At 70.2% G+C, this 14,366-nt stretch carries 18 protein-coding genes; 6 read left to right on the forward strand and 12 right to left on the reverse strand.

Features of this window, described 5'->3' with window-relative positions; translation table 11 throughout:
• Positions 1-232: 232 nt before the first annotated feature.
• Entirely contained in the window at positions 233-1,120 is an 888-nt protein-coding gene (locus CK500_RS08515; RefSeq protein WP_095636816.1) for a molybdopterin synthase, read from the reverse strand.
• A gap of 112 nt (positions 1,121-1,232) precedes the next feature.
• Here CK500_RS08515 and pyrH point away from each other — a divergent pair, with 112 nt between their 5' ends.
• From pyrH to CK500_RS08535, 4 genes are all read left to right on the forward strand, one after another.
• On the forward strand, positions 1,233-1,958 hold the full coding sequence (pyrH, locus tag CK500_RS08520) for a UMP kinase (protein WP_095636817.1): 726 nt from the start codon (positions 1,233-1,235) through the stop codon (positions 1,956-1,958).
• A complete protein-coding gene (lysS, locus tag CK500_RS08525) occupies positions 1,955-3,703 on the forward strand; it encodes a lysine--tRNA ligase (protein ID WP_095636818.1) in 1,749 nt (582 codons plus the stop codon). Before pyrH ends, lysS begins: the two co-directional genes overlap by 4 nt.
• Positions 3,704-4,036: a DUF7573 domain-containing protein gene (locus tag CK500_RS08530; protein ID WP_095636819.1), complete on the forward strand. Its 333-nt coding sequence runs from the start codon at positions 3,704-3,706 to the stop codon at positions 4,034-4,036. It abuts the gene before it with no gap.
• Positions 4,037-4,113: 77 nt separating this feature from the next.
• Positions 4,114-5,133: a sensor histidine kinase gene (locus CK500_RS08535; protein ID WP_095636820.1), complete on the forward strand. Its 1,020-nt coding sequence runs from the start codon at positions 4,114-4,116 to the stop codon at positions 5,131-5,133.
• 62 nt (positions 5,134-5,195) lie between these two features.
• Here the strand turns inward: CK500_RS08535 and CK500_RS17730 are convergent, their stop codons facing one another.
• From CK500_RS17730 to CK500_RS08575, 9 genes are all read right to left on the reverse strand, one after another.
• Positions 5,196-5,330: a hypothetical protein gene (locus tag CK500_RS17730; RefSeq protein ID WP_006114415.1), complete on the reverse strand. Its 135-nt coding sequence runs from the start codon at positions 5,328-5,330 to the stop codon at positions 5,196-5,198.
• A 151-nt stretch (positions 5,331-5,481) separates the two neighbouring features.
• Complete coding sequence (locus tag CK500_RS08540) at positions 5,482-5,775, reverse strand: DUF5808 domain-containing protein (protein WP_095636821.1); 294 nt, start codon at positions 5,773-5,775, stop codon at positions 5,482-5,484.
• Between the two features lie 88 nt (positions 5,776-5,863).
• Positions 5,864-7,624, reverse strand: coding sequence for a bifunctional N(6)-L-threonylcarbamoyladenine synthase/serine/threonine protein kinase (locus tag CK500_RS08545; RefSeq protein ID WP_095636822.1), 1,761 nt, complete (start codon positions 7,622-7,624; stop codon positions 5,864-5,866).
• A gap of 7 nt (positions 7,625-7,631) precedes the next feature.
• Positions 7,632-7,940, reverse strand: coding sequence for a 30S ribosomal protein S24e (locus tag CK500_RS08550; protein ID WP_095636823.1), 309 nt, complete (start codon positions 7,938-7,940; stop codon positions 7,632-7,634).
• A gap of 95 nt (positions 7,941-8,035) precedes the next feature.
• The gene (locus CK500_RS08555) at positions 8,036-8,614 is read right to left on the reverse strand and encodes a GTP-dependent dephospho-CoA kinase family protein (RefSeq protein WP_095636824.1); all 579 of its coding nucleotides are present in this window, start codon (positions 8,612-8,614) and stop codon (positions 8,036-8,038) included.
• Positions 8,615-8,652: 38 nt separating this feature from the next.
• Entirely contained in the window at positions 8,653-8,850 is a 198-nt protein-coding gene (gene spt4 / locus CK500_RS08560) for a transcription elongation factor subunit Spt4 (protein ID WP_004047158.1), read from the reverse strand.
• Positions 8,850-9,425 (reverse strand): DNA-directed RNA polymerase, encoded by a 576-nt coding sequence (locus tag CK500_RS08565; RefSeq protein ID WP_095636825.1) that lies wholly within the window; start codon positions 9,423-9,425, stop codon positions 8,850-8,852. Before CK500_RS08565 ends, spt4 begins: the two co-directional genes overlap by 1 nt.
• A 19-nt stretch (positions 9,426-9,444) precedes the next feature.
• Entirely contained in the window at positions 9,445-9,864 is a 420-nt protein-coding gene (locus CK500_RS08570; RefSeq protein ID WP_095636826.1) for a PIN domain-containing protein, read from the reverse strand.
• Between the two features lies 1 nt (position 9,865).
• Positions 9,866-11,110: a translation initiation factor IF-2 subunit gamma gene (locus tag CK500_RS08575; RefSeq protein WP_095636827.1), complete on the reverse strand. Its 1,245-nt coding sequence runs from the start codon at positions 11,108-11,110 to the stop codon at positions 9,866-9,868.
• 541 nt (positions 11,111-11,651) lie between these two features.
• Between CK500_RS08575 and CK500_RS08580 the strand changes: the two genes are divergently transcribed.
• Together CK500_RS08580 and CK500_RS08585 are read left to right on the forward strand one after the other, a co-directional pair.
• Positions 11,652-12,173, forward strand: coding sequence for a DUF5810 domain-containing protein (locus CK500_RS08580; RefSeq protein WP_095636828.1), 522 nt, complete (start codon positions 11,652-11,654; stop codon positions 12,171-12,173).
• A 36-nt stretch (positions 12,174-12,209) separates the two neighbouring features.
• Complete coding sequence (locus tag CK500_RS08585) at positions 12,210-12,647, forward strand: DUF5809 family protein (RefSeq protein WP_095636829.1); 438 nt, start codon at positions 12,210-12,212, stop codon at positions 12,645-12,647.
• Between the two features lie 89 nt (positions 12,648-12,736).
• Here CK500_RS08585 and dpsA read toward each other — a convergent pair whose 3' ends face one another.
• On the reverse strand, positions 12,737-13,285 hold the full coding sequence (gene dpsA / locus CK500_RS08590; RefSeq protein ID WP_095636830.1) for a DNA starvation/stationary phase protection protein DpsA: 549 nt from the start codon (positions 13,283-13,285) through the stop codon (positions 12,737-12,739).
• A 73-nt stretch (positions 13,286-13,358) separates the two neighbouring features.
• Positions 13,359-14,225, reverse strand: a complete 867-nt coding sequence (locus CK500_RS08595) for a carbon-nitrogen hydrolase family protein (RefSeq protein ID WP_095636831.1) — start codon at positions 14,223-14,225, stop codon at positions 13,359-13,361.
• Between the last annotated feature and the right edge of the window lie 141 nt (positions 14,226-14,366).

The following is a 14,366-nucleotide window of genomic DNA, read 5'->3' on the forward strand; positions in this document are numbered from 1 at the left end:
GCTAAAACATGTCTGACAGACGTTTCATAGAACCCTCAGAAACCGCTAGACGTTTTATAATTGATTCTAAAGAGTTTCTGGATGGCGTCGAATCTTCGAACGGTCACCGACGGTCAGCCCATTGATCCGGCAATTTTTGACACAATCATGTCGGAGTCGCGCGCATCCGCACGCGACGACGCCGCCCCCGCGGCCGAGAATCTCGTCTCGCGCGCCAACGGATCGCGGCTCCTCAGTCCCGGCGATGGACCCAGAACGTCTCCGATTCCGTCGCCTCCTTTTTGAAGATCGGCACCTCGTCTTTCAGGCGGTCGATTCCGTCTTCGACGGCGCGGAACGCCTCCCGGCGGTGCCCCGCGAGCACGACGACGAACACGATGTCCTCGCCGGCCTCGATCACGCCGGTCCGGTGGTGCATCCGCACGTCGAACACCCCGTCGCGGTCGGTGATCTCGTCGGCGATGGCGTTCAGCCGGTCCTCGGCGACGCCCTCGTACTTCTCGAACGCGAGGTGCGTCGTCGGGTCGTCGTCGGGCGCGTCCCGCGCGCGAACGCGGCCGGTGAAGCTGGCTATCGCACCCGACCGGTCCGCGTCCGCCGACGCCTCGACGCGCCGCACGAGCGTCTCCCGGGTGATCCACGGCTCCGCGTCGGCCAAGTCCGCGACGAGCCGGTCGAGCTCGACCCCGTCGGGCGCGTCGGCGGCGGCGAGGACCGACCCGGGAACGTCCGACGGCTCCGCGTCCGCGCCGAGCAGGACCGTCGGGACGCGCAGACGCGACTCGCCGACAGCGACGAGGTAGTCGTGCTCGGGCGCGAGCCCGTCGAGGAGGTCGTCGAGCCCGTCGACGCGCCCCCGACCCGTCCACGAGCCGTCGGGGCCGAGCGCGAGCGTCGTGTCGGCGGCCGTCGCCGTCCGCCCCGTTCGCTCCTCGCCGTCGGGGTCTCGTTCCAGCGCGACGCCCCCGTCGGTCGCCTCGGAATCGGCCGTGCGGCCGGCGGCTCCGTCTCCCGCGCCGGCCGCCTCGCAGTCGACGACCGCCACCCGCCCGTCGAGCCGGTCCGCGAGGGGTCCCGCGAGGTCCGTCGCCCCCGGGCCGACGATCGATATCGGTTGCATACCCGAACGCGGGCTGCGAGGGGCTTAGGCGTTTCCCGGGTGCCGCGGGCAGCCGGGAGAGCCCGGTTCCGCTTGATAATCCTTAAGAGCGCGACAGGGGTATTCGACCGTAATGAGAGTCGTCGTTTCTGTCGGCGGGAGCGTGCTCGCGCCCGATCTGGACTCCGGCCGGGTGGCCGCGTACGCCGAGGCGATCGAGCGGCTGGCGGCGGACGGCTGCGAGCTCGGCGTCGTCGTGGGCGGGGGCGGCGTCGCGCGCGAGTACATCGGAACGGCGCGCGAACTGGGGGCGAACGAGGTCGAGCTCGACCAGCTCGGCATCGGGACGACCCGGCTCAACGCCCGGCTGCTGATCGCCGCGCTCGACGGGGCCGCGAACCTCTCGCCGGCGACGGGGTACGACGAGGCGGCCGCCGCCCTCCGCCGCGGAGAGGTGTCGGTGATGGGGGGCGTGACTCCCGGCCAGACCACGGACGCGGTCGCCGCCGCCCTCGCGGAGTCGATCGACGCCGATCTGCTCGTCTACGCCACGAGCGCCGACGGCGTGTACGACGCCGACCCCAACGCCGATCCGGACGCGACCCAGTTCGAATCGCTGTCGCCGTCGGAGCTCGTCGACATCGTGCTCCCGATGAGTCGGGACGCGGGGTCGTCGGCGCCCGTCGACCTGCTCGCGGCCAAGCTGATCGACCGCGCCGGGATCCGCTCGATCGTCCTCGACGGCACCGACCCGAGCGCGGTCGTCGACGCCGTGCTCCGCGGGGAACACACCGGGACCGACGTGATTCCGACCGGCACGGACGAGCCGACCTACTGGACGGGGGCGAGCGACGCGTGAGCGCCGACGACGACGCCCCGGACGCGGAAGCGGACTCGACGCCCGCCGACTCGCCCCACATCCTCTCCGAGCAGGCGCGCGGGGCCGACGGCGAGGTGGGCGCCGGAGACGAGACCGGCGACGGCGGCGGTAAGGGATTCCACGCCTTCTGGGCCGACGTGGTCGCCGACGAGATCGAGGCCCGCGACCCCGACGAGCCGATCGTGATCAAGGGCGGCGTCTCCCCCTCCGGGGTCGCGCACCTCGGGAACTTCAACGAGATCATCCGCGGCTACTTCGTCGCGGCGGTGCTGCGCGAGCGCGGCCACGAGGTCCGGCAGGTGTTCACCTCCGACGACAAGGACCCGCTCCGCAAGCTCCCGCGGAAGCTGGCGAACGCCGACGGCGAGATCGTCGGCCTCGGCGAGGTCGACGCCGGCGCGCTCGGCCGGAACCTCGGGAAGCCGTACACCGCGATCCCGGACCCGTTCGGGGAGCGCGAGTCGTACGCCGCCCACTTCGCCGCCCTGCTGAAGGCCGACGCCGACCGGCTGTCGATTCCGGTCGAGATGGTCTCGAACACGGAGCTGTACGCCGACGGCGCCTTCGACGAGGTGACCCGGACCGTCCTCGCTGACCTCGACGGCGTCCGCGAGGTGCTCTCGGAGTACCAGGACAAGGTCGACGGCGAGTACGTCCCGTTCAACCCGGTGTGTTCCGAGTGCGGAAAGATCACAGAGACGGTGACGAGCGTCGACCTCGACGCCGAGACCGTCGAGTACGTCTGTACCGACATGGACGTCGGCGACAACACCATCGAGGGCTGCGGCCACGAGGGCACGGCCACGTTCCGCGAGGGGAAGCTCCCGTGGCGGCTGGAGTGGCCCGGCCAGTGGGACGTGCTCGGCGTCGACTTCGAGCCGTTCGGGAAGGACCACGCCGAGGGCTCGTGGCCCTCCGGCGTCGATGTGGCGCGGAGGGTCTTCGGGACCGAGCCGCCGGTGCCGATGGTGTACGAGTGGTTCACGCTCAACGGCGAGCCGCTCTCCTCGTCCGCGGGGAACATCGTCACGGTCCCCGAACTCCTGGAGCTGCTCGAACCCGCGGTGCTCCGGTACTTCTTCGCGCTCCACCCGAAGAAGGCCCGCGACCTGGACATCGAGCGGCTCGACCAGCTCGTCGACCGGTTCGACCGGTTCGAGCGCGCGTACTTCGGCGAGGTCGACGACGAGGATCTGACCGCCTTCGCCGAGCGCGCCTACCCGTTCGTCGTCGGCCGCGCCGACGACCCGCCCGAGGAGAAGCCCGTGCGGCTCCCGTACACCTTCGCGGCCGTGCTCGGGATGGTCGACGACCCCGACTTCCGCGAGCGGCTCGCCCGCGACGAGGGGCACATCCCCGAGGACGCCTCGGACGAGGTCGTCGAGGCCGCCCTGGCCCGCGTCGAGAAGGCGCGCAGCTGGGCGGAGCGAACCGGCAACGAGTACGACTACCGGCTCCAAACGGAGCTGCCCGACGCGGACTTCGACGACGACATTGCGGCCGCGCTCGACGACCTCGCCGACTTCGTCGCGGCCGGCCACGACGGCGACGCGATCCAGTCGGAGATGTACGAGACGGCGCGCGCGCACGACGTGGAGGTGAGCGACTTCTTCGCCGCGGGCTACCGGCTCTTCTTCGACGACACGCAGGGGCCGCGGCTCGGCGAGTTCCTCGGCGAACTGGAGCGCGACTACGTCGTGGCCCGGCTCCGTCGGGAGGCGTAGATGCCCGAGGACCGCTCACTCGACGAGTTCGGGGGGTCGGACGCGGCGACCGATCGCGTCGAAACCGAACCCGCGGAGACCGATCCCGGCGAAACCGAACCCGCGGACGACGACTCGGCGGCCGCGGAGTCCGACGGCGACGCGGTCGAGGGCGGTGATGGAGACGACGGTAGTGACCGCCACGAGGGCGGCGACGGCGACGAGGTGACGCCCGCGACCGCGACCGCGACGTGGACCGCCGGGGGCGCCGACTGCGAGCGGTGCGGCGACCGCGTCGAGCGGCGCTGGCTCGACGACGGGGACCGCGTCTGCCCCGACTGCAAGTCGTGGTGATTCCTGTCAAAGTTTAATACGTCTCGGAGACTGCCGTTACGTACGCTAAAAATCGGCCGAGGATTAGTGAAATATAAATGAAACTAGAATCCGCTCTCGTCTTCGACCGCTCCCCGCGAGAGATCGCCGTCGCCTACCTGTGTCTCGGGGCGTCGTTCGTCGTCGCAGCCGATCTCGCGGTGGCGTCGGCGGTCGGGACGCTGTCGGCGTGGACGCCGGTCCGCGCCGTCGGCGGGTGGACGGTCGTCGCCGCCTCGTCGCTCGTCGTCTACGGCGCGACCGCGCATCACCGACGGCGAGCGGCGACCGCCCGGAGCAATCTCGAGACGTCGAACCAGCAGCTCCAGGTGTTGAGCCGGGTGTTCCGACACAACGTGCGGAACGACCTCAACATCATTCAGGGGTACACGGACCTGCTCGTCGACCGGGTCGACGACGAGCGGAGTCGAGAGTGCCTGGAGACGATCCGGGAGACGACCGACGATGTGGTCGAGATCAGCGAGAAGCTGCGCGTCATCGAGGACGCGTCGCCCGCCGCACCGGAGGGGCGGGTCGACCTCGTCGACACGGTCAACGAGGCGGCCGCGGAGATCGACCGCGCCGACGTCGCGCTCACCGTCGACGCGCCCGCCGAGGCGTGGGTCCACGCGGACGAGTCGATCGAGTACCCGGTCCGCGAGGTGTTCGAGAACGCCGTCACGCACAACGACGAGTCGGTGCGTCGGGTCGACGTCCGGATCACCGAGACCGGGTCGACGGTCTGTCTGGAGGTCCGCGACAACGGACCGGGGATCCCCGAGGACGAGCGGGCAGTGTTGCGTGCCGAGGAGGAGACGCCGCTGTCGCACGCGAGCAGCATCGGGCTGTGGCTCGTCAAGTGGATGTGCGAGACGCAGGGCGGCACCGTCGGGTTCGAGACGAGCGACGGCGGGACGACGGTCCGCCTCCGGTTCGAGTCGTTCGACGGTCCGACGGGGGCGGGAGCCGACAGCGCGCCTGCGAGAGAGAGTGGGCGAGAGGGATCGCGAGCGAGCGGAACCCCCGAGGGCGACGCCGTCGCGGACGGAATCGGTAAAGGGGCAGCCGACGACGACTGAGGAGGAAACGCAGTCGGGCCAAGACGGAGGGACGGTGAGACGGGGGAGGGCGAGCCGCGACGCTAGTCGAGCTCCGTGATCGTCACCGCGTACACCGCGCCGCAGTTCCCGCATTCGACGTGAACCCCGCGGCTCGTCTCGCCGCGGGTGAACTCGGAGATCTCCTCCGAGCACGAACACTCGAACTGAACTTTCATTACTTCCAATAGCGCGTACTAGTATTTAAAAGAACCCGTCTCAAAATCGCGTCTGAAAATCGGTGTGGCGCGACCGGATCCGATCGCCGGAGACCGACGGCGATCGCCCGGTGGCGGCGATCAGTTGGCGGTAGCGATTGGTCGGTGACGCTCAGTCGTCGTCGACGATCACTTCGACCGGCTCGTCGTCCGCGGCCGCGTCGTCGTCGGACGCGCCGCCCGCTCCGGCCGACTGCGTCTGCTGGTAGTAGAGCCCGCCGGCGACGGCGAGGACGATCCACGACCGCCAGTTCGCGAGGTTCAGCGTGTAGCCGATGCCGAACGGCTTCTCCACCAACATCCCCTTGCCGGGCTGCCAGTACGACGAGAGCAGCCGACCGAGGCTCGGCCGCTCGAAGTTGTACGGGATCCCGAGGATCTCCCCCGAAGACGGTTTGTCTGCCATACCGGCACATCGCCCGCCGGGCATATAAAGCGTGGCGCAACACCGCGCCGGTCGGGAGGGCCGGCCACCCAGCTCCCCCGCCGACCGCTCACCGATACCGTCCGCGGCCCTGCACGTCGCGGAGCCGGTCGAGAACATCGTCGTCGCCGAGTTCGGCGTAGCCGGCCTCGAACGCCTCTATCAGCGGGTCTGGATCGGTCGCGGTCGCCCGAACGGACCCCTCGAACACGTGGAGGTCCATCGCGTGGTCCTCGACGTGACCCGTGTGGTAGGCGAGGCCGAAGTCGATGAGCGCGGCCCGGTCGTCGGGGGCGGACACCTCCTCCCCGGTCGTCGCCCTCTCCTCGGTCGTCGATCTCTCCCCAAGCGCGTCGGTCCACACCCGCGCGTTCCGCGTCGTCGGATCGCCGTGAACGATCCCCGTGTCGTGGAGCCGCGCGAGGTGCCGGCCGACCGCGGCGGCGCGCTCCGTCCCGTCGTCGAGCGCGGCGGCGAGGTCGCAGTCCCCGACGTGCTGGAGGGTCAGCGTCGCGTTCGGCACGTCGGCGTCGTACACCAGCGGGGTCGGCACCCCCGCCCGGCGCGCCTCGCTCGTCAGCCGGGCCTCCGCGACGGTCCGGTCGCGCCTGAGCGTCCGGTCGAGCTCGGGGTGGCGGTACTCCTTGGGGACGCGGCGCTTGATCACGCGGCGGTCGGCGGCGTCACCGTCCTCGGCGCCGGCCCCGGCCTCGCCGCTGTCTCCCCCCGCCGCGACGATCTCCACCGTCGCCTCGGCGCCTCGCCGGTCGGCGTCCGTCCCGTCGTCGCTCCCGGGAGCGCGCCCGCGAGCGACCGACTCGCCGTGCCGCCACGTCACGGGCACCTGATCCGGGCGGAAGTTCGGGTCGATCGCGGACTCCCGGACGGGGAGCGTGTCGCCGGCCGCCGCCATCTTCGCGCCCAGCACGGCGATCATCCCGGCGTTGTCGCGGAGGAACCGCGGCTCCGGAGCGTGGAACCGCGCGCCGCGGGCGTCGCACATCGACGCCAGCATCTCGCGGAGCCGGTCGTTCTGCGCGACCCCGCCGCCCAACACGAGCTCGTCGGCGCCCGTGAGCGAGAGGGCGCGCTCCGAGACCTCCGTCAGCATCGCGAACACGTGCTCCTGCAGCGAAAAGCAGATCTCGTCGACCGGAACGCCGTCGTCGTACGCGTCGTTGGCGGCGGAGCTGATCCCGGAGAACGAGAAGTCCATCCCCTTGACGACGTACGGGAGGTCGAGGAGGCCCCCCAGCCCGTCGCTCCCCTCCGCGTACCGCCGCGCCGCCGCCTCGACCTTGGGGCCGCCCGGGTGGTCCCAGCCGACGTGGCGGGTGAACTTGTCTATCGCGTTGCCGACGCCGGCGTCCATCGTCTCCCCGAGCACGCGGTAGCGCCCGTCGTGGTAGCCGAGCAGGTGGGCGTTCGCGCCGGAGGCGTTCAGACACACCGGGTTCTCGAAGCCTGACCGGTGGCGACCGATCTCCAGGTGCGCCACCATGTGGTTGACCCCGACGAGGGGCACGTCGAGCGCCCCCGCGAGCGACCGGGCGGCGGTGCCGACCGTGCGGAGACAGGGACCGAGTCCGGGACCCCTGGAGAAGGCGACCGCGTCGACCGCGTCCGGCCCGTACTCCTCCTCGGCCGCAGTCAGCGCCGCGTCGACGACCTCGGGGATCGCCTCGGACATGTGCTCGGCGGCCTCGCGCGGGTGAATGCCGCCGCTGTCCGGCTCGTAGGGGTTCGATTCGATGAGAACGGAGTCGGTCTCGGCGTCGTACAGGGCGGCGCTCGCGCACCACGCCGTCCCCTCGATGCCGAGAACGCGCATTCGGCCGTTAGGCTTCCTCGGCGTCCGCGTCGCCCTCGCCGCCGATCTTGTTGCGTTCGAGCATGTGCTCCTGCTCGACGTCGAGCGCGTCCTCCGCGCTGTCGTACACCTTCGCGTAGCCGACCGTCTTCCGCATGCCGAACTTCGTGTCCAGCTCGTGAACGACGACCTCCTCGGAGGCCTTGTCGAGCTTGGCCGCGAGGGAGTCGCGGACCGACAGCCGCGAGGGGGTCGCCTCCTCGTGGGTCGTCTCGAAACGGATGTCCGTGCGGTGCAACATCGGGTTCTCCTCCTCGGAGATGATATCGACGTCCATGGTTCAGTTAGGGGTATATCCCCTCGAAAGCTGTAAAAGGATTTCGAAGCGGGGGTGTCGCCGGCGACGAGCGTCCGGCGGTCTCCGCCCGACGCTCACCGATCGTCGTCCGGGATCCGACCGAGCGCCTCGTAGGCCGCCTCGACATCGCCGTCGAGCGCCTCGAACAGCTCGCGCGCCTCCGCGCGGGATTCCGGCGTGACCGGGACGCGGACCATCCCCTCGCCGGGCTGGCCGTAGACGACGCTCGAACCGTCCGGCGCCGCGAGGATCGCCGGCAGGGCGGCCAGGTCCTCCTCGCCGGTCACCTCGATGATGACCGGGTCGGCGTCGGCGAGCGCCGCGGCGAGCGCGGAGAGCAGCTCCGCCGACAGGGACGCGGCGGGGTTCTCCACCCGTATCCGGCGGTCGTCCGCGGCCGCGAGCGCGGACTCGATCGCGGCGTCGACCGCCTCGCGCTCGGTCTTCCCGTCGATCAGCGCGACGTCGGGGACGCGGCCGGCCTCCCGCAGGTGGTACGTGACCACGTCGCCGACCGCGACGATCGGGGCGTCGGGCGCCACCCGCTCGCCGCGGGTCTCCGCGGCGCCGGCGAGCAGTTCGGCGGCGTCGGTCGTCACCGGGCCGAGCGGCTCCTTGAAGGCGTCGCGCAGGGAGTCGGGGAGCGTGAGCATAGTGTGTCGGGGACCTCGGGGGAACCGCTTCTGCGCCGTCAGCGGACCTTCAGCGCGTACGAGCCGGGCTTCGTGACGTTCATCTCCTCCGCGATCTGGCTCTCCTCGGGCTGGGTGATGATGACGTAGCCCGCCCAGTCCTCGGTGAGCGACGACGACCCGCAGTGCTCGCAGGTCTGGGAGTCCGGGTCGTTGACGTGGTGGCACTCACGACACGCCAGGCGGTCCTCGGCCATCAGTCGGCCTCCTCACCGGTCTGTTCGCGGTGTTGTCGCTGGCCCTCCAGCCACTCGTGTTTGCCGAGCCCGGGCTGTTTCGCGGTGAGCCCGATCTTCGAGTCGCGGGGGTTGCGCTCGTCGATGCTCTTGGTCACCACGCGCACCCGGACGGCGTCGTCGACGCCGAGGGTCTTGTCGGAGTCCGAGGAGGCGAGCTGCTGGTTCGCCCCGTCGAACGTGAGGTACTCGTCGGTGATCTGGGAGACGTGCAGCAGGCCGTCGACCGGCCCGATGCCGACGAAGGCACCGAACTCGACCGTCTCGACGACCGTGCCGTCGGCGACCTCCTGCATGTCGGGGTCGTAGGTCAGCGCGTCGAACTCGGCCTCGTAGTAGACGCCGGGGCGGTTGTGCAACACCGCGCCCTCGCCGATGTCGTGGACCTCGATGACGCTCACGACGCTGCCCACGTCCTCGTCCATTCGTCCTTCCAGTTTGTCCTGCAGCAGGGCTTTCACCCGCTCGTCGGTGACGTCCGCCAGGTGTTTCGGCGGCACCTCGACCGTATCCTTGAGTCGAACTCGTTTGTACATGATTGGTTGTCCGCGTCCGCTAGGGTTCCGTTATCGCCAGTGTGTTCCGACCCCTTAAACCGATTACTGGTGCGCCCGCCTCCAGCACCCGGTTCGCCAGCGGTCGATCGTTGGTGACGACGCCGTCGACCCGGCCCTCGGCGGCCAGCTCGACCAGCGCGTCGTCGGCGTACGATTCGTCCGTTGCCACCGTCTCCGCCCGCGTCGCGAGGTCCGCGCCCACGCTCGCCGCGGTCGCCTCCTCGCCGTTCCCGCCCTGCAGCCGGTCTAACTCCGAGACGACCGCGGCCGGGACGACGGCCTCGTAGGCGCCGAGAAGCCGATCGAGCTCCTCGAACAGCCGCAGGTCCGCCTCGACCGGCGCCATCAGGGCGCTCGCGTCGAGCGCGACGACCTCGATGTGGGCGGTCCCGTCGGCCTCGCGGGCGGCGTCGGTCACGCTACGAGAGCGTCCCGACGCCGATGAGCCGCCAGCGCGCGCCGACGCGCCGGTTGATCGCGATCTGCGCGCCCTCCTCGGCGCAGACCGGTCGCTTGAGGCTCACCTCGCACTCGCCGTCGCGCGCGCTCGTCACCGCGCCGACCGTCGTCGCGGTGCCGACCGTGAGCATCAGCGGCTCGCCGGTGCTGATCTCCTCGATGTCGCTCTCGCCGCTCTCGTCGTCCTCCTTCCCGACGACGCGGTCGAGGAGGTCGACCTGCATCTCGAACTCGTTGCGGGTCGGCGGGAGCGTGCCGGGCTCGCCGGCGACCTGCCCGGCGAGCGCGTCGCCCTTCGTCAGGCTCGGGTCGAGTCCGGTGCCGACGCCGAGCAGTCCGCCCGGTCGGGCGGACTCCACGTCGTTGCTGCCGGCCTGCAGCGAGCGCACCGTCGTCTCGAGGGGGCGCCACTCCGTCTGGCCCTCCTCGTCGACCTCGCGGCCCGGTCGGATCTCCAGCCCGTCGCCGACCGACAGCTCGCCCGCGACGAGCGAGCCGCCGACGACGCCGCCCTTGAGGTCCGCCGCGGTCGCGCCCGGGCGGTTGATGTCGAACGAGCGGGCCGCGTACATCCGCGCGTGTTCCGACGGGTCGCGGTCGGGGGTCGGGATCTCCGACTCGATCGCGTCGATGAGGAGGTCGAGGTTGACCTCCTGTTGCGCGGAGACGGGGACGATCGGCGCGTCCTCCGCGACGGTGCCCTCGACGAACTCCTGAATCTGCCGGTAGTTGTCGACGGCGCGGTCGCGGTCGACTAAGTCGACCTTGTTCTGCGCGATGACGATGTTCTCGATGCCGATGAGATCGAGCGCCATCAGGTGCTCTTCCGTCTGCGCCTGCGGGACGTCCTCGGTCGCGCTCACGACCAAGACGGCCCCGTCCATGATCGAGGCGCCGGAGAGCATCGTCGCCATCAGCGTCTCGTGGCCCGGCGCGTCGACGAACGAGACCGTCCGGACCGGCTCGCTCGCGGAGCCGTCCTCGCACTCCTCGTCGACGGTGTAACACTCGGGCGCGTCGACGCCGGGACAGCGCCGGAACGTCGCGTCCGCGTACCCCAGCCGGATCGAGATGCCGCGCTTCATTTCCTCGCTGTGCTGGTCGGTCCACGAGCCGGACAACGCCTGCACGAGCGTCGTCTTCCCGTGGTCGACGTGACCGACGAGACCGATGTTCACCTCCGGTTGTGTGTTGGCTTCAGTCACTGTTGGACCTCCTAACGGAGTAGTCTTATGCGAAATTCGCCCCGTGCGAGTGATAAAGTTGCTGTTATAGGTGCGGTGGCGTGCGCGGTGAGGCGGCGACGAGGGGCCCGGAGCCACCGACACGGTGCGGTGGCGCGTGCCTGCGAGGCCGCTTTGCGGCCGAGCAGCACGCGCGAGGGAGTCGGCCGGCGCTTATAAGCGCCGGCCGACGAGGCTGGGGAGGCGTGAGGTGCGGTCGCTGTGCGGTGCGGGGTGGGACTCAAAGGGGCAGTCGGGAGGACGACGCTCGACGACCAAGCACCGCAACGAGAGAGCGAACAGCGTGAGCGACCGAGTGAGGAGCGCAGCGAGTCATGCGAGTCCTCCCGACTGGGGCTTTGACGGAGTTAGCCGTCCAGTGCCGATCGTGTACAGGAAAGCAGCCGTAACCAGATCCGCGTTCACCGTGTCGGCGTCAGCGACGACCCTCAGACGAATCGGTGATCGCGAGCGACCCACGTCCGACGCGGCTTTACGCCTCACGACCGAACCCGCGTCCGACATGGGATACGCCTGCCCCGTCTGCGAGACGCCCCAGCGCGACGGCGAACACCTCGCGCATCACCTCGCGTTCACGGCGATGCTACACGGCGGCGACCACGAGGCGTGGCTCGACGACCACGCCCCCGACTGGAGCGATCGGGAGCCGGCGACGCTCGCGGCCGAGGTGACGCCCCACGCCGAGGACGCCGAGTACCACGAGGTGTTCGAGGACACCGTCGACCGCGGTCGTCCCGACGTCGACCTCGGAGCGCACGACGGCGTCGGGTCGGGCGGTCACGACCACGCCGGTCACGGTCACAGCCACGACCATGCCGACCACGGCCACGCCGCTGGCGGCGGCCGGGGCGCCGTCAACCCGACCGGCGGAAACGGCGGAACCGATCCGGCGGTCGCCGACGCGATCCGCGAGGCCCGCGAGATGGCGCGGGAGGCCGGGGAGAGCGAAGGCGACGCGAACGACGGGGACAGCGAGAGCGACGGCTCCGACGGCTCCGACGACCGCGACGACTCGTCCGCGTAACGGAACGCCCTTTTCAGTCGGCGGCGAACGACGGGTATGGAGACCAGAGGGACGTTCGCCCCGGAGACTCGCGCCGACGCGCTCGAACGCTACGAGGAGGTCGGCCCGGTCGCGCAGGTCGTCGTCCGCGAGGCGACGAAGGCGATGTCGTTCGACGCCGACGAGTACGACGAGCGAGTCACGCCCGAGGTGATCCGGACCGCCCGCGACGCGACGTTCGCCGAAATGCTCGCGGTCCACGTCGGCGAGGCGGGGGAGTTCGACGAGTGGCTCGCCGAGAGCGCGTTCGACGAGGACGAAGTGGTCCAAATCGGCTCCGACAACGTCGACAACGTGGTGTGGCACCCGATCCCCTTCGCCGACACCGTGGTCGCGGCGACGTATCAGGAGGAGCCCGACGCAGCCGCCAGCACCCTGCGCCGGAACGCGTTCGGGCGGGTGTACCGCGAGGAGTTCTACGAGTCCGGCCGGTAGTCAGCTATAAACCGCACAGCCGTCGCTCGCGAACGAGCGTTAAAAGAATCAGAGCGACCGCAGATGGGGAGTGTCGATGACGCCTATTTCTATTCGAGCGTGCCCTGGCTGACGAGGGTGTCGTCCTCCAGGTAGTGCTCGATGTGGTGGCCGTGTTCCTCGACGCCTTCGAGGATCTCGCGGAGCTGCTCTTCGGTGGTGTAGTCGCCGAGGTTGTTGGCGAGCTGGATGTGCTCGCGGAGCTGCTCGATGATGTCGCCGAAGATCTCCAGGTCGTTCTCCAGCGAGGTGCGGATGTCGTAGGCGTCGGCGTCCTCGGCGCTCACCGGCGCGTGCTCCTCGTAGTTCGCGCCGCCCGAGAGCGGCACGCCCCCGAGCGCCTGCGCGCGCTCGGCGATCACGTCGGCGCCCTCCTCGAGGTCCGCGGCGACCTCACCGAGGTACTCGTGGATGTCGTGGAACTCCGCGCCCTCGACGAGCCAGTGGTGCTTTTTCACCTGGTGGTAGAGGACGTACGTCGCGGCGAGATCGGAGTTGAGCGCGTCGACGAGCTGCTCCGCCTTCTCCTCGGGGATGCGCAGCGCTTCGCTCTCGTGGACGTCGCCGTACCGCTGACGGGCCTCTTTCTGAGTGCTCATGTCTATTTACACGTACACGCGCGCACCACTTAATAGTTTCCACAATAACAACCAGATTTTTTGATGTGGAAAACTATTTTTCCATATCTGACACGGCGCCGACGAGGTCGCGCTGATCGGCGAGCAGGTCGCGGTCCAGCGTCGCGACGAGGTCCCGCTCGCCGCGACCGAGTTCCGCGGCGACCCGACCGTCGGGTCGCGCAACGAGGGAGTTGCCGGCGTACCGGCGACGCTCGCTCCGGTCGCCGCGCTCGCCGTCGCCACCACCGTCTCCGTCGCCGTTCCCGCCCGCGCTCCCCGTCCGACCAGCGCCGACGACCCACCGCACGCCGTCGAGGGCGCGGGCCCTGAGGAGGAGCCGCCAGTTCCGGACGTGCGCCGCGGGCCACGCGCCGGGGACGAACAGCGCGTCGACCAAGCGGTCGGCGAACCACGCGCTCTCCGCCACGAAGTTGAGGTCGTAACACGTTAGCAGTCCCGTCCGGCCCGCGGGCGTGTCGACCACGACGCGCTCGGACCCCGCCGCCATCCGCTCCGCCTCCTCGCCCCAGAGGTGCCGCTTCCGGTAGACGGTCGCCTCCCCGTCGCGGTCGCTCGAACCGCCGGTGAACGCCTCCGGCGACACGTACGCGGTCGCGTTGAACAGTTCGTCGCCGTCGCGCTCCGCGTACCCCGCCGTTAGCGCCACACCGGTGTCGTCGGCGATAGCGGACAGTCGGTCGAGCGCCGCGTCCCTGTCGAGCGCGACCGCCCGGATCCGGTCGTCGTCGACGAACCCCGTGAGCGCGTACTCGGGGAGGACGGCGACGTCGACCCGGTCGGGGAGGGCGGCGACGCGACTGCGGATCCGGTCGAGGTTCCGTTCGACGGCGCAGTCGTCGACGGGGATCTGCGGCACGGCGATCGTCGGTCCCGCGCCGGTGTCGTCGGTCTCGGTCACGGGGAGACGTTGGCGAGGCGGGGGCTAAAGGGCGGGGTCGTCGCGTCCGGGCGCGTCGACCTCGTCGTCTCCGCGACGTGGTCGCGCTCGCCCCGCCGGCGAAGGGAAACGTCTTAATGGATTACGCGCGCAGTTCGTGGT

It is taken from the genome of Halorubrum salipaludis (genome assembly GCF_002286985.1).
GTDB classification, from domain to species: Archaea; Halobacteriota; Halobacteria; order Halobacteriales; family Haloferacaceae; genus Halorubrum; species Halorubrum salipaludis.

What these genes read in the sequence shown, in the direction of transcription:
- CK500_RS08515 (WP_095636816.1), bottom strand. Translation starts at nt 1,120, where the DNA reads ATGCAACCGATATCGATCGTCGGCCCGGGGGCGACGGACCTCGCGGGA.
- spt4 (WP_004047158.1), bottom strand. Translation starts at nt 8,850, where the DNA reads ATGGCCGAGGACCGCCTGGCGTGTCGTGAGTGCCACCACGTCAACGAC.
- CK500_RS08550 (WP_095636823.1), bottom strand. Translation starts at nt 7,940, where the DNA reads ATGGACGTCGATATCATCTCCGAGGAGGAGAACCCGATGTTGCACCGC.
- CK500_RS08565 (WP_095636825.1), bottom strand. Translation starts at nt 9,425, where the DNA reads ATGTACAAACGAGTTCGACTCAAGGATACGGTCGAGGTGCCGCCGAAA.
- CK500_RS08530 (WP_095636819.1), top strand. Translation starts at nt 3,704, where the DNA reads ATGCCCGAGGACCGCTCACTCGACGAGTTCGGGGGGTCGGACGCGGCG.
- CK500_RS17730 (WP_006114415.1), bottom strand. Translation starts at nt 5,330, where the DNA reads ATGAAAGTTCAGTTCGAGTGTTCGTGCTCGGAGGAGATCTCCGAGTTC.
- CK500_RS08580 (WP_095636828.1), top strand. Translation starts at nt 11,652, where the DNA reads ATGGGATACGCCTGCCCCGTCTGCGAGACGCCCCAGCGCGACGGCGAA.
- CK500_RS08540 (WP_095636821.1), bottom strand. Translation starts at nt 5,775, where the DNA reads ATGGCAGACAAACCGTCTTCGGGGGAGATCCTCGGGATCCCGTACAAC.
- CK500_RS08585 (WP_095636829.1), top strand. Translation starts at nt 12,210, where the DNA reads ATGGAGACCAGAGGGACGTTCGCCCCGGAGACTCGCGCCGACGCGCTC.
- dpsA (WP_095636830.1), bottom strand. Translation starts at nt 13,285, where the DNA reads ATGAGCACTCAGAAAGAGGCCCGTCAGCGGTACGGCGACGTCCACGAG.
- CK500_RS08555 (WP_095636824.1), bottom strand. Translation starts at nt 8,614, where the DNA reads ATGCTCACGCTCCCCGACTCCCTGCGCGACGCCTTCAAGGAGCCGCTC.
- CK500_RS08545 (WP_095636822.1), bottom strand. Translation starts at nt 7,624, where the DNA reads ATGCGCGTTCTCGGCATCGAGGGGACGGCGTGGTGCGCGAGCGCCGCC.
- CK500_RS08535 (WP_095636820.1), top strand. Translation starts at nt 4,114, where the DNA reads ATGAAACTAGAATCCGCTCTCGTCTTCGACCGCTCCCCGCGAGAGATC.
- pyrH (WP_095636817.1), top strand. Translation starts at nt 1,233, where the DNA reads ATGAGAGTCGTCGTTTCTGTCGGCGGGAGCGTGCTCGCGCCCGATCTG.